Origin of the sequence: Frankia canadensis (genome assembly GCF_900197875.1) — a bacterium.
Classification (GTDB): domain Bacteria; phylum Actinomycetota; class Actinomycetes; order Frankiales; family Frankiaceae; genus Frankia; species Frankia canadensis.
On record NZ_FZMO01000536.1, the window covers coordinates 29236 to 52455 of the forward strand.

Below are 23220 nucleotides of genomic sequence, written 5' to 3' on the forward strand. Positions count from 1 at the left end.
CGGCGCGCGAACGCGCGAGGGCGACGCGACGCGGGCCCGCGTCGCGTGGTGCTACGAGCTTGGCAGACGGCGACCGCAGGCGGCGGCACGGATCGTCGCGCGTCGGGGCACGGTCGGGCCTGCCAGCGACCCAACCGCCACGATCGTCATGGATGGGCACCCCGAACCAGCCTCCCACCCTGTGGATAACTCCAGATCATGGTGACCGCCAACGACCGGCGCGGCCACCGGCACCACCGCCGGCGTGCCGGGTCAGCTGGCTCCACCACGCGGCGAACTCCTCCCGGGAGCGGCGCTGCCGATCCTCGCGGCAGGCCCGGCACTGGGTGTCCTCTGCCGGGCGCTGCCCACAGGTGACGCACTCCGGCCCGGGCGGGCCGCCGAGCTCCGCGTGCGCTTCCGCCACGGTCCGCCGGCAGTAGCACCCCTCGGATCCGAACGTACAGGTCACCCATAGTGATATTGACCCGGATCCGTGGTGATAGGACCACTCATGGTCGCACAGCGAACACGCACTCACGGCGTCATTCGAACACACGACCGTTCTCTGCGCATCGCCCGTCCGGGCCTCCCCGAGTTATCCACAGGCCCGTCACGGTGCCCATCCACCATCGGCGGCTGACCGCCGCGCGGTGTCGGTCTGGCCCTGACGACCGGGGCCGACCCATACCGGCTAGGCACGTACGACAAGCGCACGGAGCTGTGGCGCGCCGTCTTCGGTTTCGGGCTGCTGACATACAGCATCGAGCAGCGGTTGGTCGCAGTCACCGTGCTGCGGGTGACCTGGGTCGGTCAACCCTGATCACCCGCAGATCACGCTCACGGCGCCAGCCCAGGGCAAGGGCGGCCGACACTCAGCGGTGTCGTTGCTTGCGAGCCGGGCGGGCTGACGTCCGACCCGAAGCCGAAGATCTTCCCCGGCGCTCGGACGGCGGTCGGTCCCGAGCATCGGCAGCCGCGCCGCTGGGCCGGGCGATCGCCTGGTCCGGATGGTGCTCGCCGAGAACCCGCAGAACTTCCATCAGATAGAGGACGTCTGTGGCGACGAGATGACGCACCAGGTTCTGGGGACCGCCCGGCCAGTCGAGCGCCGCCTGGTCGAAGGCTGCGCAGACCAGCTCGACGCCGACGGGCTTCGGTGACCCGCTCTCCGAAGGTTCCCGCCGCGGGGCGTCCGCCGCCAGACCCTGGACAGCGTTCAGCTCGTCGGCGATGGCACGCATGCGCGCCTCGGCGAGGAGGGAGCTGAGGTGGTCACCGATGACGACCGCTCTCGCCGACAGCGGCGGGTCCGCGACGATCTGCCCACGCTGGCGCAGCACCGCCACGGTGTAGGCCCCGATAACCGGATGGTCGACGAACGTCGCCAGGGCCGTGAGCAGCGGGGCCTCATCCTGTGGATCCGACAGGGAGAGGAGAGCCGGCCCGGGCTCGGGCTGCACCGGGGCACCCGGCGCGGCCGCCTGCACGGCCCCGAGCAGGCCGAGGACTCCGTGATTGCTCCGGCCGGCGGAGGCGGCGAGGATCGCCTGCCAGGCATCGGCGCCACCGCCGTGGGCATTCACCCAGGCAAGCACGCCGGCCTCATGTGCGTGGGGCGGCCAGTGCTCCAGCCAGCCGACAACCGTGTCGGAGCCGACCACGGCCAGGTCCGCGGTGGTCGGCGCCTCACCTCCCGCCATCACCAGCGCGGTCCGCAGTAGGGCGACGCCCAACGGCGTGAGCGCGATGCGGTCATCCTCGCGTCGCATCACCCCAAGAGCGGCGCAACGGTCCACGAGCACCGCCTGAGTGCCAGCGACATCGAGAAGCTCGGCACGGTCCTCCTCCTCAAGGTTCGGTAGGCCGATCAGACGGGCCAGCTCCGCGTCGGACGGCAGCTGGTAGGCGAGGTTCCCCCGTGTCCCGTCAGCATCGGGCAACCGAAGCTGCGATCTCAGGACACCCGCGTCGGCGGACGGGCCGTCGGCGCTCATCGTGGCTGGTCCCTGGTTCGGCGGGTTCAGCGGCAACCTCCACGCGAGATGTTCGGCTGCCAGCCGGGCCAGGGAGTACGACACATGGATCTCCCCGACCATGCGGATCAGCAGAAAGGGCAGCTCGCGGACGAGCGTGGCGAGAAGCTCGCCCTTGCCGTCGTCCACGCTCGGTCGCTGTGCCGTCAATGTGGTCAGCCCGACGAGAACGCCACCCAGAGCGTCCAGTCCGAAGACGGCCAGGTCGTGCGGGTCACCGGAATTCCAGGTCACCAGCCCGTCGCCGGCGTGCAACTCCCCGCCAACCCGGCGCAGCAGGTCCGTGGCGAGCGCGATTTCATCCAGTTCCCGTCTCACCGGGCCAGCCAGTCCGAGGTCCGAAGCACCCGGCCACCGCCCGGCCGCGCCGTCCGCGTCCTTCGGCACACCTCCGCGATCATCGACCCAGACCGCCAGGTCCGCAGCCGCGGCCAGCAACGGGGACGCGCGCACCGCGGCCGCGAGCTCCTCGACCGGTGGTTCGTCCATGACAGGCAGCGGAGTGCAGACATCGTCGTCGATCAGTTCGACGAGCTCGTCGAGCAGCCTGTCAGCTCCCCGGTCACCGAGGCGCGGGGCGAGGTCACGGAACTCCATGCGCAACGCGCGGCTCAGCCCAGCGGCGGAACCGAGGTCCATCAGGACATCCATCCCCGCCTCGGCCGTATTGTCGATCAATTCGTGCCGCCAGGCGTCGTCATCGGCTGTCGCAGCCGTACTCGCGGACGCGGCGCCGCCGCCGTCGCGAAGCCGCTCGTAGCGCACCATCAGGTCGGCAAAGCCCTGGTGGTGACGAACGAGGAGGGTCTGGGTGGCGAGCTCGACATTCTCGGTCTGCCTCGTCATCACCGCGATGGATACCGCCATAGCGGCTCGACGATCAGCGAACGACCGCTTCCGGTACCCGGCAAGCCAGCCCCGCACCGCCGATGGGTCCGACGGATCCACCCCGTCGGCGCGCAGCAAGGCGCCGTAGAACCGAGGCCAGGTCGATCTCGCCGGCGCGGCCAGCGTCTGGTGGAACTCTGCCGACACCTCCGTGATGACCGACCGCAGCTTCTCCTGCCGTTTCGCGTTGAGCAACCCGTCGGCGCGGCGCCGGTCGACGAGGAGGGCGGCCACCCGCGGGTAGTCGGAGGCGTCCGCCTCTCCGCCCGCCGCGAGACCGGGCAGATCCGTACCGAAGATCTGGCGGACGAGGCCGGCGGTCGGCTCGGGCAACCCGCCGCGCACCTTCGCACCACGCCACGCGAACAACAGCAGCAGGAGGGTGGCCGCCCTGGCGGGTACCGGCTCGCCGCGATCCCGCGCCCACCGTAGAAAGGAATCGATTCGCAGCCCGAGGGTCAGATCAAGCTCACGCATGCCAACCAGGCTAGACACACAGCTCAGAGCCCCCGGAAACTGCCCGGTTCGGGCAGCAAGCGTCCAACCACAAGAACAAGCAGGTGCCCGAACCGCGAACCGCGAGCCCGAACCACGCACCGAGCCCCGGAGCCGTCCAAGGGGATACGGCGGCCACACCTCGGGGGGTTCGGGGGGTCGTCCCCCCGGCCAGCATCGCGGGCCTTCGGGAAGCTCCCCCAAGGGGAGCGAACAGAGGAATCCAACGCGCGTGGACCTAGGTGGACTTGAACCACCGGCCTCTTCCTTATCAGGGAAGCGCTCTAACCGACTGAGCTATAGGTCCGGGCAACGACTGCAACGATACAGGACGGGGGACGCCGCGTGGACGCCGGCCCCGCCCCGTTCGCGCTACTGATCGCTCAGGGTGAGCTCGATGCCCCCGATCATCTCGGCGCACAGGTTGTAGAGCAGGGCACCGAGGGTGGTCAGCGCGGTCATCAGGATGACGTTGATCGCGCCGATGAGCAGGCTGATCTCCATGGCCCGGCCGAAGGAGAGCCAGCCTCGGACGTCGCTGGCGCTGCTGTTGGTCAGGGTGTCCGCCGCCTTGCTGACGCTGTCGAAGACGCCGATCGAGTTCAGCACGAACCACAGGACGGCGACGGCGACGAGCAGGACGACGAAGACGCACAGGGAGAACGCGAAGCTCAGCCGGGTCACCGTGACCGGATTGATCTTGGATAGGCGCAGCTTGGCCCGCCGGCCGGCGGCGGGCGGGCGGCCGGAACCCGATCCGGAGCTTGCGCCCGAAGCGGCGCCAGGACCGGTGCCCGGGCGACCAGCTCCACGGGACGGGGACGGGCCGGCGGAGGGCCGGTCGGCCGCGAAGTCGTCGAGCTGGCCGGCGAGGGCGTCCGGGGAGGTGCCGGTCACCGGGTGGTGCGCGTCGGCCGTGGCGCTGCCCGCGGACGCCGACGCGGCGAGCGCTCGGTCATAGGCCGCCGTCGCGCTCGCCGCGGCGCGACTCGACGCGGGCGCTGCCGGCCGCACCGCGTCGGCGGCAGGCACCCGCTCCGGCGCGGCACGGTTGATGTCGGGCTTCGTGGTACGGCTCCTCGTCATGCTGGGCGGGCGGACCAGGGAGATCGTGTCGGTCTCCCGGGACCGTCCGCCCGGGGGCTCGGTGCGGGCGCTGGGCAGGCCGGTCGGCCGGCCGGTTCCGGACGATGCCGCGCCGGCGGGCGTCGCGGGCGAGGATACGGCGGCGGCGTTGAACGTGCGGGTAGCCGAGCCCGCGTCGCCGTCACGGGTACCGGATCCGCCGGCGCGAGCCGTGCCGGATGCGGACATCGGCGGCCCCGACGCGCGATCACGGTCCCGGCCGTCGCCACGGTCACGGTCCCGGCCGTCGCCACGGTCACGGTCACGGTCGTTCAGGCGGTCACGGTCGTTCCCGGCGGCCGTTCCCGCCCGCCCGGAGACGGCCGAGCGCCCGGCCGAGCCAGGTCGCTGTGGATCCGCGGACGTCAGCGTTGCTGTGGACAGCTTGGTGGTGGCGGAGGACTTCGCGGCTGTGGACGCCCCTGTGGAGAGCGAAGCCGCCGCGGACGAGGCTGTGGACGACCGGGATCCCGAACCGGTTGCGGACGGGGTGGCGTCCTGACGCCTGGACGAGCCGGAGGCCCCCGGCGCGCCCGAGCCCGAGCCCTCCCCGGCCGTGGCGGAGGCGGAGCGCGCGCCGGCGGTCGAACGTGAACTCCCGCCGCCCGCGGAACGCGAACCCTGCCGGGTGCCCTTGGCCGGTCCCGCGACGCCGGGTTCGGCCCGCTCGTCGCCGCCGTCCCCGGCAGAGCCCGCCGCCCGCTCGGGGCGCTGGAAGAACGGATGGTCGGCGGCCGACTCGGAGTGCCGCGAGCGGTCGCCGCCCGCCGCGCCGTCGGACGCCTTCCCGCCGCCGCCCGACCCGGCACCGGCAGCGGAGGCCGATGCCGAACCGGACACCGAGCCCGAACCGGATGCGGGGGCCGGGTCCGAACCGGGCTGCTCGTCGTCGCCGGGCGAGCCGAGGCCGCCGGCCGTGGGCATCAGCGCCGTCTCGTCACCGTCGTCCTCGTCCGGACCGCTGCCGGCGGCCGGGCCGGACGGCCGGGAAGAACGCTCACCGTCCCGCGTCGCCCCCGACCCGGCGACCGGGGAGGAGCCACGGTGGACCGCCGACCGAGTCGGCCGATCATCCTGACTGTCGCTCACGGACTACTCCCGGTTCGCTCCTGGGCGGCACACACGAGTCGCGCGCACACCAGTTACCCCCTCCACGGCACCGTCGCGTCAGCCGGCCGGCTGACGCGACGGTGAATCACCGCCGTCCGGCGCCGACCTCGACCGCCCGGAACTCAGCCGTCCTGGGCGCCGGCGTCATCGCGGGCGTCGGTGTCCTCCACATCAGCATTGCGCGCCACCCCGACCACCTGCACACCGGACTCCAGATCGATGAGCCGGACGCCCATCGTCTGCCGCTGGGCACGGCGGACATCCTTGGCGATGGTGCGCAGCACCCCGCCGTTGGAGGCGATCGCGTAGAGCTGGTCGTCCGGATCGACGACGAGCGCGCCGACGAGGCCACCGCGAGTCGAGACGATCTTAGCGGTCAGCACCCCCTTGCCGCCGCGGCCCTGCACCGGATACTCGGCCAGCGGCGTCCGCTTGGCGTATCCACCAGAGGTGGCGACGAGGAGGTCGGCGGTCGAGTCGGGGACGACCACGTCCATCGACAGCAGCTCGTCCTCGGCGTCGAAGCGCATGCCGATCACGCCGGAGGTGGCCCGTCCCATCGGCCGCAGCTGCTCGTCGTCGGCGTGGAAGCGGATCGACTGGGCGTTGCGGCTGACCAGCAGCAGGTCGTCGCCGGGGGCGACCAGACGGGCGGCGATGAGCTCGTCGTCGTCACGCAGGTTGATCGCGACGAGGCCGCCGGCCCGGTTGGAGTCGAAGTCGCGCAGCGAGGTCTTCTTGCACAGCCCGCGCTTGGTGGCGAGCACCAGGTACGGGGCGGCCTCGTAATCCTCGATCGCCATGACCTCGGCGATGCGCTCGTCCTGGCTGAAGGCGAGGATGTTCGCGACGTGCTGACCCTTGGCCGAGCGGGCCTGCTCGGGCAGCTCGTGCGCCTTCGCCCGGTAGACCCGGCCCTTGTTCGTGAAGAACAGCAGCCAGTGGTGGGTCGTGGTGACGAAGAAGTGCTCGACGATGTCGTCCTCGCGCAGGGCCGCGCCCTGCACGCCCTTGCCGCCGCGGCGCTGCGAGCGGTACAGGTCGGTCTTGGTGCGCTTGGCGTAGCCGCCGCGGGTGACGGTGACGACGACGTCCTCGCGGGCGATCAGGTCCTCGATGGACATGTCGCCCTCGAACGGCACCAGCCTGGTGCGCCGCTCGTCGCCGTACTTGTCGACGATCTCGGCGAGCTCCTCGCCGATGATCTCACGCTGGCGCCCGGGGGAGGCGAGGATCGCCTCGAGCTCGGCGATCCGGGCGCGCAGCTCCGCCGCTTCGTCGATGATCCGCTGGCGCTCCAGGGCGGCCAGGCGGCGCAGCTGCATGTCGAGGATGGCGGTGGCCTGGATCTCCGACAGCGTGAAGCGTTCCATCAGCTGGCCGCGGGCCGCTTCGGCGGACTCCGCGTTGCGGATGAGGTTGATGACCTCGTCCAGGTGGTCGAGCGCGATGAGCAGGCCGTCGAGGACGTGCAGCCGTTCGCGCGCCTTGCGCAGTTGGTAACGGGTGCGGCGGACGATCACGTCCACCTGGTGCTCGACGTAGTAACGGACCATCTGGTCCAGGCGCAGCGTGCGTGGCACCCCGTCGACGATCGCCAGCATGTTGACGCCGAAGGTGTCCTGCAGCTGGGTGTGCTTGTACAGGTTGTTCAGGACGACCTTGGCGACGGCGTCGCGCTTGAGGTCGATGACCAGGCGCTGGCCGATGCGGGCCGACGTCTCGTCGCGGACGTCGGCGATGCCTGTGACCTTGTTGTCACGGACCAGCTCCGCGATCTTCTCCGCGAGGTTGTCCGGGTTGACCTGGTAGGGCAGCTCGGTAACGACGAGCTGGGTACGACCCTTGTTCTCCTCGACGTTGACCACGGCGCGCATCCGGATGCTGCCTCGCCCGGTGCGATAGGCGTCCTCGATGCCGCCCCGACCGACGATCAGGCCGGACGTCGGGAAGTCCGGGCCCTTGATCCGGCCGATGAGCGCCTCGAGCAGCTCCTCGTCGGTCGCGTCGGGGTTGTCGAGCGCCCACTGCACGCCGGTGGCGACCTCGCGCAGGTTGTGCGGCGGGATGTTGGTCGCCATTCCGACCGCGATGCCGCCGGCGCCGTTGACCAGCAGGTTCGGGAACCGGCTGGGCAGGACGAGCGGCTCCTGCGAACGGCCGTCGTAGTTCGGCGCGAAGTCGACGGTCTCCTGGTCGATGTCGCGCAGCATCTCCATGGCCAGCGCCGCCATGCGGGCCTCGGTGTACCGCATGGCGGCGGGCGGGTCGTTGCCCGGCGAACCGAAGTTGCCGTTGCCGTCAACCAGCGGATAGCGCAGCGACCAGCTCTGGGCGAGCCGGACGAGCGTGTCGTAGATCGCCGAGTCGCCGTGGGGGTGGTAGTTACCCATGACGTCCCCGACCACGCGGGAGCACTTGAAGTACCCGCGGTCCGGGCGATAGCCGCCGTCGTACATGGCGTACAGGACCCGGCGGTGGACGGGCTTGAGCCCGTCCCGGACCTCCGGCAGCGCGCGGCCGACGATGACCGACATGGCGTAGTCGAGATAGGACCGCTGCATCTCGACTTCGATGCCGATGGGTTCGATGCGGTCGCCGGGGGGAGGCGGTAGGACGTCGACCACGGGGTCCTTCCAGGGCAGAGGGATTCAGTTGGTCAGGGGGACCCGGCGCTCGCCCCGCGAGCGCACGGGCCCAGGACACGCGGAGCTGTCCGGGACGCCTAGATGTCCAGGAAACGCACGTCCTTGGCGTTGCGTTGGATGAAGCTGCGACGCGCGTCGACGTCCTCGCCCATGAGCACGGAGAACAGCTCGTCGGCGACGGCGGCGTCGTCGAGGGTGACCTGGAGCAGGATGCGCCGGTCCGGGTCCATGGTGGTGTCCCACAGCTCGGTGGCGTTCATCTCGCCGAGACCCTTGAACCGCTGGATGGCGTCCTTGGGCAGCTTGCGCCCGGACTCCACACCCTGCTGGACCAGGCCGTCGCGCTCCCGGTCGGAGTAGGCGTACTCCCAGTCCTCCCGCCCCCATTTGATCTTGTAGAGCGGCGGCTGGGCCAGGAAGACGTGGCCGGCCTCGACGAGCGGACGCATGAACCGGAACAGCAGGGTCAGCAGCAGGGTGCGGATGTGCTGACCGTCGACGTCGGCGTCCGCCATCAGAACGATCTTGTGATAGCGGAGCTTGGTGATGTCGAAGTCGTCGTGGATGCCGGTGCCCAGCGCCTGAATCAGGGCCTGGACCTCGGTGTTCTTCAGGACCCGGTCGATGCGGGCCTTCTCGACGTTGAGGATCTTCCCGCGCAGCGGCAGGATCGCCTGGAACTTCGAGTCCCGGCCGCCCTTCGCCGAGCCGCCCGCCGAGTCACCCTCGACGATGTACAGCTCGCAGCGCTCCGGGTCGGTGTACTGGCAGTCGGCGAGCTTGCCGGGCAGGCCGGTGCCGCCGAGCAGACCCTTGCGCCGGGTCAGGTCCCGCGCCTGGCGGGCGGCGATGCGGGCACGCTGGGCGTCGAGCGCCTTGCTGACGATGGCCCGCGCCTCGGTCCGGTTCACCTCGAACCAGTCCTTGAGCGCCGAGTAGCACATCTCCTGGACGAACTTCTTGGCCTCGGTGTTGCCGAGCTTCGTCTTCGTCTGGCCCTCGAACTGGGGCTGGGCGAGCTTCACCGAGATGATCGCCGTCAGGCCCTCGCGGATGTCGTCGCCGGAGAGCCGCTCATCGCCGCCGCGGGCGCCCGCCTTGACCGGCTTGAGCAGGTTCTGGTCCTTGGCGTAGGCGTTGACGGCGCTGGTCAGCGCGGCGCGGAAGCCCTCCTCGTGGGTCCCGCCCTCATGCGTGTTGATCGTGTTCGCGAAGGTGTAGACCGACTCGGAGTAGCCGCCGTTCCACTGCATCGCGAGCTCGGCCTCGAGGCCCACGCCCTTCGACTCCAGCGAGATCACGCTTCGGTGGATGGCGTCCTTGGTGGCGTTGAGGTGAGCGACGAAGTCGACGAGACCGTTGGCGTACTTGTAGGTGACCTCGACCCGCTCCTCGCCGCGCTCGTCGATCAGCGTGATCGACAGGTCCTTGTTGAGGAAGGCCATCTCCTGCAGGCGCCGGGAGAGGGTCTCGTACTTGTACTCGGTGGTCTCGAAGATCTCCGGATCCGCCCAGAACGTGATCGACGTGCCGCTCTTCTTCGACGCACCGGTCTTGACCAGCGGCGCCGCCGGCCGGCTGGCCACATATGGCTGGAACCAGACGTGGCCGCCCTGCTGGACCTCCACATCGAGCTTCGTCGACAGCGCGTTCACGACGCTGACGCCGACGCCGTGCAGACCGCCCGAGACCGCGTAGGACTCGCCGTCGAACTTGCCACCGGCGTGCAGCGTGGTCAGCACCAGCTCGATGGTGGGGATCTTCTTGACCGGGTGCATGCCCACGGGGATGCCACGGCCGTTGTCGACCACCCGGACACCGCCATCGGCCAGCAGGGTCACGACGATCGTGTCGCAGTAGCCGGCGAGCGCCTCGTCGACCGCGTTGTCCACCACCTCGTAGACGAGATGATGGAGCCCGCGCTCCCCGGTGGAACCGATGTACATGCCCGGACGCTTGCGGACCGCGTCAAGACCTTCAAGAACCTTGATCGAACTTGCGTCGTAGGCCACGCGGCGGGTCCCCTCGTTCTGGGCGGAAGTATCCACCAGTCTACCCGGCAGCCCGCTATAGCGGACGCAGGGTGACCCCTGACGTCTGCGCAGGGCGCCGAGCGGAGGGATGGTGAACTCCCCTACCCGGCCGACAGGTCCAGGGGCCTGGCGCGCCTCCACGACCCGCTGGGCGCGGCCACCCAGCACAGATGATCAGCCGTAGGTGTCCCGGGGGCCGCGGCCGCTGGTGCGGATCGGGCCATGCCGCCAGGACGGCGCCGTCGGGCCGCGCACGGTGATCCGCCGGACCGCCTGCGGGCCGAGTTCCCGCGACAGGATGCCGAGAATCTGCCGGGACAGCATCCGCAGCTGGGTCGCCCACGCCGTCGACTCGGCGACGAGTTCCAGGTGTCCGTCCACCAGCGACACGGGCGTGCAGTGCTCGGCGATGTCCGGGCCGACGATGACGTCCCACCGGGAGATCACGCCCGCGTCGGCCGCCTGCTCCTGCCAGCCGCGGGCGGCGAGCAGCCGGGTGATCGCCGGGCCGAAGGCGACCGGATCCCGCCATTCCCGGCCCGGGCTCGCGATGCCCGGCAGCCGCCGCCGGCGGGGAGGCTGATCCTCGTCGCCCGCCCACGACCGCCGCCGACCGACGCCGCCGGTGCCGGTGCCGCCGAACGGACGGCCGGGGCCGCCTGCGTCCCCGGCGCCGCCCTGCGAGCCCGCGCGGCCGTCACCCGCGGAACCATCGCCTGAGCCGGGCGCACCGTCGACGCCGCGTCCGGGGCGACCCGCCTCATCGTCACCGCTGCTGGCGACGCCGGCGGCGGAACCACCACGGGAACCGCCGGCGGAGCCGCGTCCGAACCCGCCGCGGACCGCGCCACCGGGACGCCGGCCGCGCGCGCGTTCCCGCGAGTCGCGCTTCGCCTGAGCGAGGATCTCCCGGGCCAGGTCGCCGCCCCGTCCAGGGGACGCCGGTGCCGGCGTGGCGGCCGCGGCCTCGCGCCCAGCTGTGCTCCCAGCGGGGGGCGGGTCACGTGGTTCCAGCGGCGGACCAGGTGGTTCAGCCGGCACGGCGGACCTCCGAATCGGCGACATGGAAGCGGGTACCGGCGAGCTCCGCCGGCACGTCCGACTCGACGGCGGCCGTCACCAGCACCTGCTCGGCGGGGGCGACGAGCTCGGCCAGGCGGGCACGGCGCCGCGTGTCCAGCTCGGCGAAGACGTCGTCGAGCAGCAGGACCGGCTCCCGGTCGTCGGCACGCAGCAGGTCGAACGAGGCGAGCCGGAGGGCGAGGGCCAGCGACCAGGACTCGCCGTGGCTCGCGTATCCGCGGGCCGGGCGGGCGGCGATCGACAGCAGCAGATCGTCCCGATGCGGGCCGACGAGGGTCATCCCACGCTCGATCTCCCGCGCTCGGGCGGCCGCGAGCGCGGCGTGGATCGCCTCGGCCAGAGCCGTCCGGTCGGGCACCGCCGCGGCGGGCAGGTCCGGCCCGGCGCCGCCCTCGGGGAGCGGGACGCTGGACCGGTACTCGAGCGCCACCGGCGAGGACGCCCCGGCCACCGCCGTGTAGGCGTCGGCCACCGCGGGGCGCAACGCCTCGACGAGGGCGAGCCGGGCCGCGAGCAGCTCGGCGCCGTGGGTGGCCAGGTAGCCGTCCCAGACCTCGAGCGTGCGCAGATCGCCCCGGCCGCCGGCGCGCCGCGCCGCCCCGGCGGTGCGCAGCAGCGTCGAGCGCTGACGGACCACCCGGTCGTAGTCGGCGAGTACCGCCGCCATCCGCGGGGCACGGGCGACGAGCAGATCGTCGAGGAACTGCCGCCGCCCGGCGGGGTCTCCCTTGACCAGCGCGAGGTCCTCCGGGGCGAACAGGACGACGCACAGCAGGCCGAGCACGTCCCGCGTGCGGGAGACGGGGGCGCGGTTCAGCCGGGCCCGGTTCGCCCGCCCCGGCACGATCTCCAGCTCGACCAGCGCCGCCCGGTCCCCGCGGACGATCCGGGCGCGCACGATCGCCTGTTCGGCACCGTCGCGGACCAGTGGCGCGTCGCCGGCGACGCGGTGGCTGGCCAGTGTCGCGACGTAGCCGATCGCCTCGATCAGGTTCGTCTTGCCCTGACCGTTGCCGCCGATGAAGGTGACCGCCCCGGGACCGAGCGTGAGGTCGAGGGCCGGGTAGGAGCGGAAGTCGACGAGGGACAGATGCGTGAGATGCACGTCACCCGTTGAGGCGGATCGGCATGAGCAGGTAGCGGTAGTCGGGCAGCTCGCCGTCCTCGTCCGCGGCCTTGCCGGTGAGGATCGCTGGCTTGTTCGCCGCCACGGTCGGGTCGTCGGCGCTGGCGAAGCCGATCCGCACGACGTCGGACTCCAGTGCGCCCAGCGCGTCCAGCAGGTAGGACGGGTTGAACGCGACCGCGAGCTCCGGCCCGTCGTAGGTCAGTGGGAGGGTCTCGGTCGCCTGGGCCTCGCCACCCGTGCCGGCTTCCAGGACGAGGTGGTCGGGCGAGAACAACAGCTGCACCGGCGCCGTCTTCGCCGCGACCAGCGCGACCCGGCGTACCGCCTCCTGCAGCGGGGCGATCTCCAGCTGGGCGATCAGCGGCGAGCTGTCCGGCAGCAGTTTGCGGTAGGGCGGGAACTGGCCCTCGAGCAGCCGGGTGGTCGTCTGCCGGGTGGAGCCGGCGAAGCCGGCGAGGGTCTCACCGGAGGGGCCCGTACCCAGCGCGATGGACACCTCGACCCCGGCGCCGGACAGCGACTTCGCCGTGTCCAGCAGCGTGCGGGCCGGCACGAGCGCGACCGTGACGGGGGCGCCCGCGGCGTCGTCCTCGCCAGTGCTCTCCTCGGTCGGTCGCCACTTCAGCGTGCGGACCGCCAGCCGGTAGCGGTCGGTGGCGGCGAGGGTGAGCGTGTCGCCCTCGATCTCGATGCGGACGCCGGTGAGGACCGGCAGCGTGTCGTCCCGGCCGGCGGCGATCGCGACCTGGGCGACGGCGGCGGCGAAGGCCGATCCCTCGATGTGCCCGGTGACGGGCGGCATGCCCGGCAGCCCGGGGTAGTCGTCCACCGGCAGCATCGGCAGCGCGAAGCGGGCGTTCCCACAGGTGATGACGAGCCTGGTGCCGTCGATCGCAAGGTCGACCGGAGCCGCGGGCAGCGCGCGGGTGATCTCCGCGAGCAGCTTGCCGTTGACGAGGGCGCGTCCCTCCTCCGACACGGTCGCGTGCACCGTGCTCTGGGCGGCCACCTCGTAGTCGTAGGCGGCGACCTTGAGCATGGGGCCGGTGGCGTCGAGCAGGAGTCCCGACAGCACCTGCAACTGGGTGGTCGGCCGGCTCGGCAGCGTGCGGGCGGTCCAGGCGACCGCCTCGGTGAATTCGTCCCGTTCCACCCGGAACTTCATGGTTAGCCCCTCCTGTCGTTCCCTCCGGTGTTCGGAGTCAGTCCGTCGGGAACACCGATCAGCATCCCAGAGTGCCAGGAGGCATCGGCGAGCGGCCGACGCCGTTGCGGACGCTTACTCGGAGCCCACGAAGTGGCACAGAAGGCGGCGATTCGCGATCTTGAAAAGTTGTCCACACCCCCTAGTACTTTCAGTTTTTGATCTTTCTAGGAGAGATCTCTTTTAGTGGTGGTAGTAGGGCCTGTGGATGCTGGGGATAACTCACGTTTTCGCAGGTCAGAGGCCCATCGGACCGGTGCAAATCCTGTGGGTGGCGCTGTGGGTTCGCGCAGTGGATATCCACACTCCAAGGCGCTGTCCCCAGGGACCACGTTGTCCCTCCACAGGCGATCCCCCGGTTGTCCACAGGCTGTCCACGCCTTCTTCCACCGGCTGCGCCAGACGCTGTCCACAAGGTTTTCCACAAGCTGTGGGCGGAACCACCCAGTGGGCTCGAGGCATCCACACGCTCCATCCGGTGGACGCGTCGCCGCATCCCGAACGCCGCCCTCCGCGACCCACGACCCGCGCCCACGACCCGCGCCCGCCAGGCGCGATCGGTCAGCCTCCACCGCCCCGCACGCTCCCGGGCGCAGCCGTGCGCGCCCAGCCCGGGAGCGGCGAGACAGTCAGGGAGTCGGAGCCCATGATCCCGCTGCCGCTGCCAGAAGGACGAGTAAGGGGCGGCCTTCCCGTAGGCGGGAAGTGCCTGCGACTGACAGCGGCACCGTGTCGCGAACACCGCCTGCCGTGTCCGGTTTGCCCCCGAATTCGCGACACGGACCGCCGCGAAGTGGCCATCACGCTGCCATGACCCGCCGCCCGGCGGTGACCATGAAGATCACTGACGGTCGCGGCGCAGCACGCTCGGACGCCAAGCGGACGTGGTGGCCAGGCAGGCCTGGGACCCCAGGAAGTTCCCCAGGTGTGGATATCGGTGGTGGACAAAACGACCGCCAGACGGCGCGCCCGGTGTGTGCGCCGGGCGCGGACGGGACGTGCCGAGCGCGCGCCGTACGGCAGGCGCGCAGGGATGCCGCACGAGGCGTGATGCGCAGGCCGCAACGGCGCGAAGGTCGTCGTCGCGCGGTCTCCTGGTCGCGCGGTCCTGGATGCCGCCCGGGTGGTGTGGAGGCGCGTGCGGGTGCCGCCCGCGTAGCGGGACCGTCAGGCCCGGCGGGCCTGGACGCGGATGCGGTTGGTCAGCTCGGTTACCTGGTTGTAGATGGCGCGCCGCTCGGCCATCAGGCCGCGGATCTTGCGGTCGGCATGCATGACGGTCGTGTGGTCACGGTTGCCGAAGTGCTGGCCGATCTTCGGCAGGGACAGGTCCGTCAGCTCCCGGCAGAGGTACATCGCGATCTGGCGGGCCGTCACCAGCACGCGGCTGCGGGAGGTGCCGCACAGGTCGTCCATGGAGACGCCGAAGTACGCGGCGGTCGCGTTCATGATCTCGATGGCGGTGATGTCGGGGTTGCCGGCATCGGGGATGAGGTCCCGCAGGACGATCTCGGCGAGGGTGCGGTCGACGTGCGACTTGTTCAGGCTCGCGAACGCGGCGACCCGGATGAGGGCACCCTCGAGCTCGCGGATGTTGCGCTCGATGTGGGTGGCGATGTACTCGAGCACGTCCGGCGGCACCGGCAGGCGCTCGGTCGCGGCCTTCTTGGAGAGGATCGCGATGCGGGTCTCCAGGTCGGGCGGGGTGATGTCGGTCATCAGGCCCCACTCGAACCGGCTGCGCAGCCGGTCCTCGAGGGCGGACAGCTGCTTGGGCGAGCGGTCCGAGCTGATGACGATCTGCTTCTCGCCGTCGTGCAGGACGTTGAAGGTGTGGAAGAACTCCTCCTGCGTCCGCTCCTTGTTCTCCAGGAACTGGATGTCGTCGACGAGCAGGACGTCGATGTCCCGATAGCGGCGCTGGAAGGCCTGCTGGCGGTCGTCCCGGATCGAGTTGATGAAGTCGTTGGTGAACTCCTCGGAGCTCACGTACTTCACCCGGGTGTTCGGGTACAGCTTCAGGGTGTAGTGCCCGATGGCGTGCAGCAGGTGCGTCTTGCCGAGTCCCGAGTCGCCGTAGATGAACAGCGGGTTGTAGGCCTTCGCCGGCGCCTCCGCGACGGCCACCGCGGCCGCGTGCGGGAAGCGGTTGCTGTCCCCGATGACGAACGTCTCGAAGATGTAGCGGGGGTTCAGCCTTGCCTGGGTGGGTTCGGTCTCGACCGGCGCGGGCTCGCGGCCGAGGCCCGCGCCCACCCGCATCGCAGGCGCGCCCTCGCCGGACTCGGGGAAGGGCAGCTCGCCGTTGACCGGTGCCGCGCCCCGGCGGCCCGCCTTCGCGGCGGCCGGGGCATCGTCCGATCCGCGCTCGCGGCCCGCATCACCGGGCTGGCCCCCGTCACCCGAAGGGGTGTCCTCCCGCGAACGGTCACCCTCGTCCGGGCGGACGATGCGGATCGGCCCGCTCATCGGTTCCGGGTCGGGCAGGTGCTCGACGGTGACCGCCACCCGGATCTCGCGTCCATAGGCTGTGGACAAAGCTGTGGACAAGAAGGGGCGCAGGCGCGAGTCGAGTAGCTCCTTGGTGAACTCGTTCGGCGCGGCCAGCAGCGCCGTGTCCTGGACCAGGCCGAGCGGGCGGGTCAGCCGCAGCCATGCGCGCTGCTGCGCGGACAGCGCACCGTCGGCGACCCCGGAGACGGCCTGGCGCCAGACCGCGGCCAGGTCCGGGTCACCCGCGGGCTCGTCTCCGAACGGTAGACCGGCGACGGAGTCGGCGCGGAGGTTGGACACGGGGGCTCCTCGGGCAGTTCGGTACGGTTTGCGGGTGCTGCGGTCCCACGTGTGGGGAATCAGGTCGCGGATGCTGTTGTGGTCCTGGTCAGGTAGCGACCGGGATACCTCGTCCCGATGGTTCTCCACATCGTCGTCCACAGCCTGTGTATGGACGCGGCAGGGCCTCCGGCGTGGCGCACCGGCTCACCGCCCGGGACCGTCCCCTGCCTGACGACGTCGCCCGGATCCGTCGCGGCCCCACGCCGAACGCCCTCTCCACAGGCGTTTTCCACAGGTCGGGGTGCACCGAGCCGACGGTTCGCACCGCGCGCGGGCCGGGCTGGCATCGTCCGGCACCCGCGTGCGGGTGATGTCGCACCCAGGATCGTAAGACGCGGCCCACGGCGCCGTGCCGGGGATGCCGCCACGCGAACCGAGCGCGCCCGAGTGTGCACACGACGGGTCACCATGAAGACCTGACACCGGATTGTGTGGCATTTGCTTACCAGCAGTCATCGCGGTGGGTCTGGTGCGGTGCCCCGGCCGGCCGGGGGTACGCGGCGCGCGGCCGCCGCGCCGGGGCGAGCGCGCGGACCGGTGCGCCGACCGGCGCGAGCCCGGGCGGATGACGGTGGACCTCCGCGGCCAGGCCCTGGTCACGAGCCCGGCTCGGTGGCCCGCGGGCCCGGGCGCGGGGACGGCGGACGGTGGGGACCGTCCGCGGGCGTTGGCATGTGTACGCTAGGTCGAACCGCGGTGTTAGACCGCTTCGTTTGTCGTGGGATGTGCTCATGCGGGCCGTGTGGTGTGGCTCACGCGGGCTGCCCACCTGGCTCCGGAGCGCACCGCCCGCGTCCATCCTGCAGACGGAGTACCCACGTGAGTAAGCGCACCTTCCAGCCGAACAACCGCCGGCGGGCCCGCACGCACGGGTTCCGGCTGCGTATGCGCACCCGCGCCGGCCGTGCGATCATCTCCGCCCGTCGACGCAAGGGCCGCAGCGAACTCTCCGCCTGACGGCGGGTTCCTGCTGTACCCGGCTGAGATGCTTCCCGAGGGGTCCCGCGTCCGGACGAGGGACGATCATGCTCGTGTGGGCACCGCGGGACGGCGGACTCGCTCTGGTCCACTGGTTGTCCACAGCCTGTGGACAACCAGTGGAGATCCGCCGCGCGCGGGTTTCGTCGTGGGGCGCCGTGTCGGCAAGGCCGTGGTGCGCAACCGCGTGCGGCGTCGGCTGCGCGAGCAGGTGCGCCAGCGGCTCGACCGTCTCCCAGCTGGGACGATGGTGGTCGTCCGCGCCCTGCCGGACGCGGCCACGGCCAGCTCGGATCGTCTCGGCCATGCGCTGGACGAGGCGTTCGAGCGGGCGGGGCGCATTCCACTTCCACCGGGCCGCGGTGGCCATGGTGGCCGCAGCGCCGGGCCGGCAGTCGGGAGCCCACGATGAGCGTCTGGTCGGTCCTGCTGCCGGTGCTCGCCGGCGCCGCCGCGATAGATCTCGCGCTGGCGTCCCGGCTGGCCCGCCGGTACCTGCCCGCCGTGGCCCGTACCCCGGCCGGCTCTGTGCGCGGCCCCCTGGCCTGGGCGCTCGCCGGACTCGTGCGGCTGTATCGGGCCGCGTGGTCGGGCCGCAACGCCGGCATGTGCCGGTTCGAGCCGTCCTGCAGCGCCTATGCGCTGACCGCGGTGCGGCGGCACGGCGGGGTGCGGGGCGGCGCGCTGGCGCTCGTCCGGCTCCTGCGCTGTCAGCCGCTGTCCGCCGGGGGCTACGACCCGGTGCCGGGAACTGGCCATGACCCCGTGCCGGGAGAGCCGCCGTCGGTTGTGAACGGTGGTCAGCCGGGCGGACGCCCGGACGTCGCGGCGACGGCGCCTGGCGTGGGTTCGGGAACCCGCGCGGGGTCCGGAGTCGTTCGCGACCAGAGGGGGGTGACGGCCGGACCCGCGCGCAGCCGCGGGACGGACGTGCCCGCACACACCGGTGCCGCCGCGTCGGCCCACAGACGTGGCTTCTCGTCTCCGGCCACGGGGACGCGTGCCGAGATCGTCGGTCCCGGTCGCGGACCGTGGGCGTGAGGAGTCAGAACGTTGTTGGATCCCCTTTACCACCTTGCCGCGAACGCGATTGTCTTCTTCCATAAGGGATTCGCGCCGATCTTCGGCGACAACAGCTTCTTCGCCTGGGCGTTCTCGGTCGTCCTGCTCGTCGTCTGCGTGCGCGTGCTGATCTTCCCGCTGTTCGTCAAGCAGGTGAAGTCGCAGCGGACAATGCAGATGATGCAGCCCCGGATCAAGGAGATCCGGGAGAAGTACGGCCACGACAAGCCCCGCATGCAGCAGGAGATCATGGCCCTGCAGCGGGAGCACGGCAACCCGCTGCTCGGCTGTCTGCCGATCGTGCTGCAGATCCCGCTGTTCATCTCGCTGTTCCACGTCTTCACCCACCTGGCGCCGATGGCCGAGGGGCCGAACGGGAGCCTGGTCTGGCGGCCACGGGTGGGCCTGTCCGCCGACGAGGTGCAGCAGATCGCCTCGGCGAAGGTGTTCGGCATCTCGCTGGCGAGCTCCTTCCAGTCCAGCGACAAGCTGGTGAACTTCCTCGGCGTCAACGGCACGCACGTCAAGATCCTCGCGATCGTCCTGATCGTGCTGATGGGTCTCACGACCTTCCTGACCCAGCGGCAGATCATGGCCCGGACCGGGCCGGTCGATCCGCAGCAGGCGATCGTGCAGAAGGTCCTGCTCTACGGTTCGCCGCTGATGCTCGCGATCTTCGGTTTCCGCTTCCCGATCGCGGTGCTGCTCTACTGGCTGACGACCAACCTGTGGAGCATGGGGCAGCAGTTCTTCGTCATCAAGAGGATGCCGCCGGTGACGCCGTTGCCCGCGAACGGCCGGCTGCCCGGTGCCCGCACATCGTCCGACGGCGCGCCGGCGCCCGCCCGTCCCGCGCCCGGCGTCCGGGCCGGCGCGAAGTCGAAGAACCGCCCTCGCCCGGCGCCGGCGAACGCGCCGAGCCTGACCAAGTCGACCGGCGCGGCGGCCGGCGGCACCGCGAAGGGAAGCGCCAAGGCCCCGTCGACGGCACCGCCGGGAACCCGTTCCCGCAGCGGGAACGCCGCCGCCCGGGCGGGGAAGGGCACGGCCACCGCGGTCGCCGGCACGGCCGCGGACGATGCCGGCAGCGCGGCGCCCGCGGCCTCCGACGCCACGGCGCCGACGGCGACCTCGGACGGCTCCGGCACCGGCCGGAAGAAGAACGCCCCTGGCAAGCCCGTCACACGAGCCGCGGACAACGGCGCGGAGACCCCCTCCGACGGCACCAGGACCGGCGGTGACGGCGCGCCTCGCCCCACCCCCGTGCCCGCTGGCGCCCGTCGTCAGGTCGGCGGTTCCCGACCGGCCAAACGTCGCGGCAAGGGCAAACGACCCGGCGGGCGGCGTTGACCTGGCCGGTGAGCCCGGACCGGCACCCGGGCTCGCCGGCGACCCCGATTTCGTCACCGTGCGGGGGCATCCCGTAATGTCGGCACCGCCGCCCCCTGTTCCCCTGGAGAAGCGCTGATGACCGGTTCGGCACCTGACCTGGCTGTGGATGGAGCCGGAGTCACCGACGAGCAGACCTCGACCGAGGGCGGGCCCAGCCCGCAGGAGCGGCGGATCGCCGACCTCGAGCAGGAGGGCGAGATCGCCGCCGACTACATCGAGGGCCTGCTCGACATCATCGACATGGATGGTGACCTCGACCTCGACGTGGAGAGCGGCCGGGCCGTCGTCGCCGTGGTGGGTGACGGGCTGGACAAGCTGATCGGGACCGGTGGCGAGACCCTCGAGGCGCTGCAGGAGCTGACCAGGCTCGCCGTCCTGCAGCGGACCGGCGCGCGCAGCCGGCTCATGCTCGACGTCGGCGGCCACCGGGCGCGCCGCCGCATCGAGCTGCGCACCACGGCGACCACCGCGGCGACGAAGGCGCTGGAGCAGGGCGCGCCGGTGCGGCTCACCCCGATGACGCCGTTCGAGCGCAAGGTCGTGCACGACGTCATCGCCGAGATCGACGGCGTCCACAGCGAGTCGGAGGGCGAGGAGCCCAGCCGGCGGGTCGTCATCCTGCTCGGCTGACGCCGCCGCCACGGCTGTCCGGGCCGCGGGTGATCGGGGGAACTGCGATGTCGCCTGCGGATGCCCGCCGGCGGGGGCGTGTCACGGTGCTGGCCGCGGTCACCGCCGCGGCGGTGCTGACCGGGGTGCTCGTCGCCCTGCGCGCCTACCTGGGGCGGCCCTTCTGGTATGACGAGATCTGGCGTGCCCACTTCGTCAGCGAGCCATTGCGGTCGTCATGGTCCGAACTGACCGTCGCCAACACGCCGTCCGCGTTTGGCTGGCTGGCGCTCACCCGGGTGAGCGGCGAGGTGTTCGGCTGGCACAGCTGGTCGCTGCGGCTACCCGGGTTCGTCGCGGTGCCCCTGCTCGGCGCCGCGATCGTGGTGCTCGCCCGCCGGTTCACCGGCCTGGTCGCGGCGGGGTTCGCGGCCTGCTGGCTGTGCCTGAACTCGACGTTCCTCGACCTCGCGACGCAGCTCAAGCCGTACGCGATGGAGACCGCGGCGACCGTCGCCATCGTGCTGCTGTGGCTCCCGGGCCGGTCGGGCGTGCTCCCGGGCCGCTCGGACGAGCTGTCGGGTTCAGCGGAGGGGAAGCCGGGCCCGGCGTGCGGGCGGCGGCTCGAGCGCGGCCGCCTGCTGCGGCGGACGGCTGCCGGCGTGCTGGGGCTGCTCGCTGTCCCCGGCGTCTTCGTGATTGTCCCGTTGGCGGTGGTGGACGTCTGGCGCGGACCGGCGCGGCGGTGGCGGTTCGTCGAGGGGCTGCCGGCGCTGGTCCTCGCCGCGGCGCACACGGTCGTCTTCGTCGCCCACCAGTCCAGCCAGCGCCACGGGGACTACTGGGACCGGCAGTTCCTCGCGGGCCGCGGTCCGCTGGACGCGGTGCGCTTCGTCGCTGACCAGGTTCGGCAGATCGTCACCGGCTCGCCGCCCGGCATCGATCGGTTCGACCCGAGCCTGCTCCACGGCACCGTCGTCGCCGGTCCGTTCGGCGCTCTGCCCGCCGTGCTGGCCGCGGTGATGGTCGTCGCGGCGGGGTTGGTGGGAACGGTGACGCTGGCGCGTCACCCGGACGGCCGGACGCTGCTCGCCGTGCTCGGCGGCGCCGAGCTGATGATGCTCACGGCGAGCGCCGCACGGTACTGGCCCTTCGGCCCGACCCGAACCAACCTCTTCGTGGTACCGATGATGGTCGTTGTGGTCGTGGTGGGTGCGGAGAGGGTCATTCGATGGCTGGTCGCCATGGCCGGTGGACGCTGGGCCGTCGCCGGGGCTGAGGTGGCCGCTGACGGCCCGAGGGCGGCTCCCCCTACCCTCGCCCCTCCGGGCATCGTGTCCGCAACGTCACTGTCGGCGCCGGTTTCGCTGGATGTTGCCGATGGTGATCGGTCAGACACCCAGGGAACGGGCGGCTCGCCGGCTTCGGCGCCCGCGGCGGGAGCGCTCGCGGGCGGGACGCGGGTGGGCGCGGCCACCAGGATGACGCGTGGGCGGGCCGGCGCCTCCACCGCGATGGCGGTTGTGGTGATCCTTGCGCTCTCCGGAAGCGCCGGCCTGCTTCTGGCCGCCACCACCTCCGGCAGCGGTTCGCTCTGGGACCACCGGGAACGCCTGCGCGGGCTTGACCTCCTGGTCGACGCGACGGTCGCCGCCCGGCAGGCGGCCCGTCCCGGGGACGTCGTCGCCGTCGGCGGGCGCCTGGCCCGTCCTGGCTGGCTGTACGCGATGGAGGCCAGCGACGACGGGCCGCGCGACCCGGCCGACCTCCGGCCGGTCGACGTCCCCGTCACCGCTGTGCCCCGTCTGCCCGCCGCCGGGGCCGCGTCCACGCACCGCGGCGATCATGGCGGTCCGCGGAACACGGCGGTCGTCCCACAGCGGCCGGCTGGCCGGATCGGCGCGGTGGTCGATCTGCCGGCTCATCCCGCCGTCCAGGCGCGGTCCGCGGCCGATCCGCGGTCCGCCGCCAGATCGCAGGCTGTCGTCGGACATCGGGTGGCACGGGCGGACACGGTCTTCTTCGGCGGAGCCGAGCCGCCGCTGCTGCGTCAGCTCGCGGCCCGATCGACGGCGCCGGGTGGGCTGCTCGTCTTCGTCTTCGACATCGAACGCTCCGGTCTGACCGGTCAGCTCGACGCGCTGCGCCGCGCCGGCTGGTGCCCCACCCGCACCTGGACGTTCCGGCTCACCGGCACGCTCAGCCAGTACGACCGCTGTGGCGCGGTCTCCCCGCCTCGCCGCGCCCTGCGCGCCGAGAGCTGACTCGTCCCGGCGGGAGACCGACAGGGCAGGTGGCGTGAACTTGCCCCGATGTACCGGGGATGCTGGTCGGGTGCATGGTTCCTCGCCTCCGTCGCCGTCCCCAACGCCCCCTCAGGTAGCCGGGCTCCCCGCCGCCGCCCGCGTGGCCGTCCCCGCCGCGTCGCCGGTCGCGGTCCGGATCCCACCGCGACCGCCAGCCACGCCATCGCCATCGCTGGCGCCTTCGCCTTCGGTATCGCCGCCGCCGCGGGTCGCGGGCCGGGCCTTCCCGGCACTGGCGGGCGATCCCGGACGATCACCGTGGACCCGGATGATCGGTGCTGGGGGAGCGGCGGCGGGACCACAGGAGG

The 23220-nt window shown here is 71.9% G+C and carries 14 protein-coding genes and 1 tRNA gene; 6 read left to right on the top strand and 9 right to left on the bottom strand.

Translation table 11 applies throughout. The annotated features are described in order from the left end of the window. Positions 1-854: 854 nt before the first annotated feature. The 9 genes from C1A33_RS29545 to dnaA form a co-directional block, all read right to left on the bottom strand. The gene (locus tag C1A33_RS29545) at positions 855-3380 is read right to left on the bottom strand and encodes a hypothetical protein (protein ID WP_101835303.1); all 2526 of its coding nucleotides are present in this window, start codon (positions 3378-3380) and stop codon (positions 855-857) included. 251 nt (positions 3381-3631) lie between these two features. Further along, positions 3632-3705: transfer RNA gene (locus tag C1A33_RS29550), tRNA-Ile, on the bottom strand. Positions 3706-3770: 65 nt separating this feature from the next. Further along, positions 3771-5612, bottom strand: a complete 1842-nt coding sequence (locus C1A33_RS37150) for a DUF3566 domain-containing protein (RefSeq protein WP_243408062.1) — start codon at positions 5610-5612, stop codon at positions 3771-3773. 143 nt (positions 5613-5755) lie between these two features. Further along, on the bottom strand, positions 5756-8260 hold the full coding sequence (gene gyrA, locus C1A33_RS29560) for a DNA gyrase subunit A (protein ID WP_101835305.1): 2505 nt from the start codon (positions 8258-8260) through the stop codon (positions 5756-5758). Between the two features lie 98 nt (positions 8261-8358). Further along, the gene (gyrB, locus tag C1A33_RS29565) at positions 8359-10293 is read right to left on the bottom strand and encodes a DNA topoisomerase (ATP-hydrolyzing) subunit B (RefSeq protein ID WP_101835307.1); all 1935 of its coding nucleotides are present in this window, start codon (positions 10291-10293) and stop codon (positions 8359-8361) included. A 195-nt stretch (positions 10294-10488) separates the two neighbouring features. Further along, positions 10489-11355: a DciA family protein gene (locus C1A33_RS37155; protein ID WP_243408063.1), complete on the bottom strand. Its 867-nt coding sequence runs from the start codon at positions 11353-11355 to the stop codon at positions 10489-10491. Beyond that, entirely contained in the window at positions 11345-12502 is a 1158-nt protein-coding gene (recF, locus tag C1A33_RS29575; protein WP_101835309.1) for a DNA replication/repair protein RecF, read from the bottom strand. The genes C1A33_RS37155 and recF overlap by 11 nt, the downstream gene beginning before the upstream one ends. A 1-nt stretch (position 12503) precedes the next feature. Further along, entirely contained in the window at positions 12504-13691 is a 1188-nt protein-coding gene (gene dnaN / locus C1A33_RS29580) for a DNA polymerase III subunit beta (protein WP_101835311.1), read from the bottom strand. A 1206-nt stretch (positions 13692-14897) separates the two neighbouring features. After that, entirely contained in the window at positions 14898-16523 is a 1626-nt protein-coding gene (gene dnaA / locus C1A33_RS29585) for a chromosomal replication initiator protein DnaA (RefSeq protein ID WP_101835313.1), read from the bottom strand. Between the two features lie 861 nt (positions 16524-17384). Between dnaA and rpmH the strand changes: the two genes are divergently transcribed. The 6 genes from rpmH to C1A33_RS29615 all read left to right on the top strand — a co-directional run bounded on the left by rpmH (position 17385) and on the right by C1A33_RS29615 (position 22870). Beyond that, on the top strand, positions 17385-17522 hold the full coding sequence (gene rpmH / locus C1A33_RS29590) for a 50S ribosomal protein L34 (RefSeq protein ID WP_101835314.1): 138 nt from the start codon (positions 17385-17387) through the stop codon (positions 17520-17522). A 28-nt stretch (positions 17523-17550) separates the two neighbouring features. Further along, entirely contained in the window at positions 17551-17955 is a 405-nt protein-coding gene (gene rnpA / locus C1A33_RS29595) for a ribonuclease P protein component (protein WP_101835316.1), read from the top strand. Beyond that, positions 17952-18584 carry a membrane protein insertion efficiency factor YidD gene (yidD, locus tag C1A33_RS29600; protein ID WP_101835318.1) on the top strand — a complete coding sequence of 211 codons (633 nt, stop codon included), beginning with the start codon at positions 17952-17954 and terminating at the stop codon, positions 18582-18584. Before rnpA ends, yidD begins: the two co-directional genes overlap by 4 nt. A 12-nt stretch (positions 18585-18596) precedes the next feature. Further along, on the top strand, positions 18597-19955 hold the full coding sequence (gene yidC / locus C1A33_RS29605) for a membrane protein insertase YidC (protein ID WP_101835320.1): 1359 nt from the start codon (positions 18597-18599) through the stop codon (positions 19953-19955). A gap of 117 nt (positions 19956-20072) precedes the next feature. Then, positions 20073-20627: a Jag family protein gene (locus C1A33_RS29610; protein WP_101835323.1), complete on the top strand. Its 555-nt coding sequence runs from the start codon at positions 20073-20075 to the stop codon at positions 20625-20627. 47 nt (positions 20628-20674) lie between these two features. Beyond that, positions 20675-22870 carry a hypothetical protein gene (locus C1A33_RS29615; protein WP_101835325.1) on the top strand — a complete coding sequence of 732 codons (2196 nt, stop codon included), beginning with the start codon at positions 20675-20677 and terminating at the stop codon, positions 22868-22870. The last annotated feature ends 350 nt before the right edge of the window (positions 22871-23220 follow it).

What these genes read in the sequence shown, in the direction of transcription:
- yidD (WP_101835318.1), top strand. Translation starts at nt 17,952, where the DNA reads ATGAGCGTCTGGTCGGTCCTGCTGCCGGTGCTCGCCGGCGCCGCCGCG.
- C1A33_RS29610 (WP_101835323.1), top strand. Translation starts at nt 20,073, where the DNA reads ATGACCGGTTCGGCACCTGACCTGGCTGTGGATGGAGCCGGAGTCACC.
- C1A33_RS29615 (WP_101835325.1), top strand. Translation starts at nt 20,675, where the DNA reads ATGTCGCCTGCGGATGCCCGCCGGCGGGGGCGTGTCACGGTGCTGGCC.
- rnpA (WP_101835316.1), top strand. Translation starts at nt 17,551, where the DNA reads ATGCTTCCCGAGGGGTCCCGCGTCCGGACGAGGGACGATCATGCTCGT.
- C1A33_RS29545 (WP_101835303.1), bottom strand. Translation starts at nt 3,380, where the DNA reads ATGCGTGAGCTTGATCTGACCCTCGGGCTGCGAATCGATTCCTTTCTA.
- dnaN (WP_101835311.1), bottom strand. Translation starts at nt 13,691, where the DNA reads ATGAAGTTCCGGGTGGAACGGGACGAATTCACCGAGGCGGTCGCCTGG.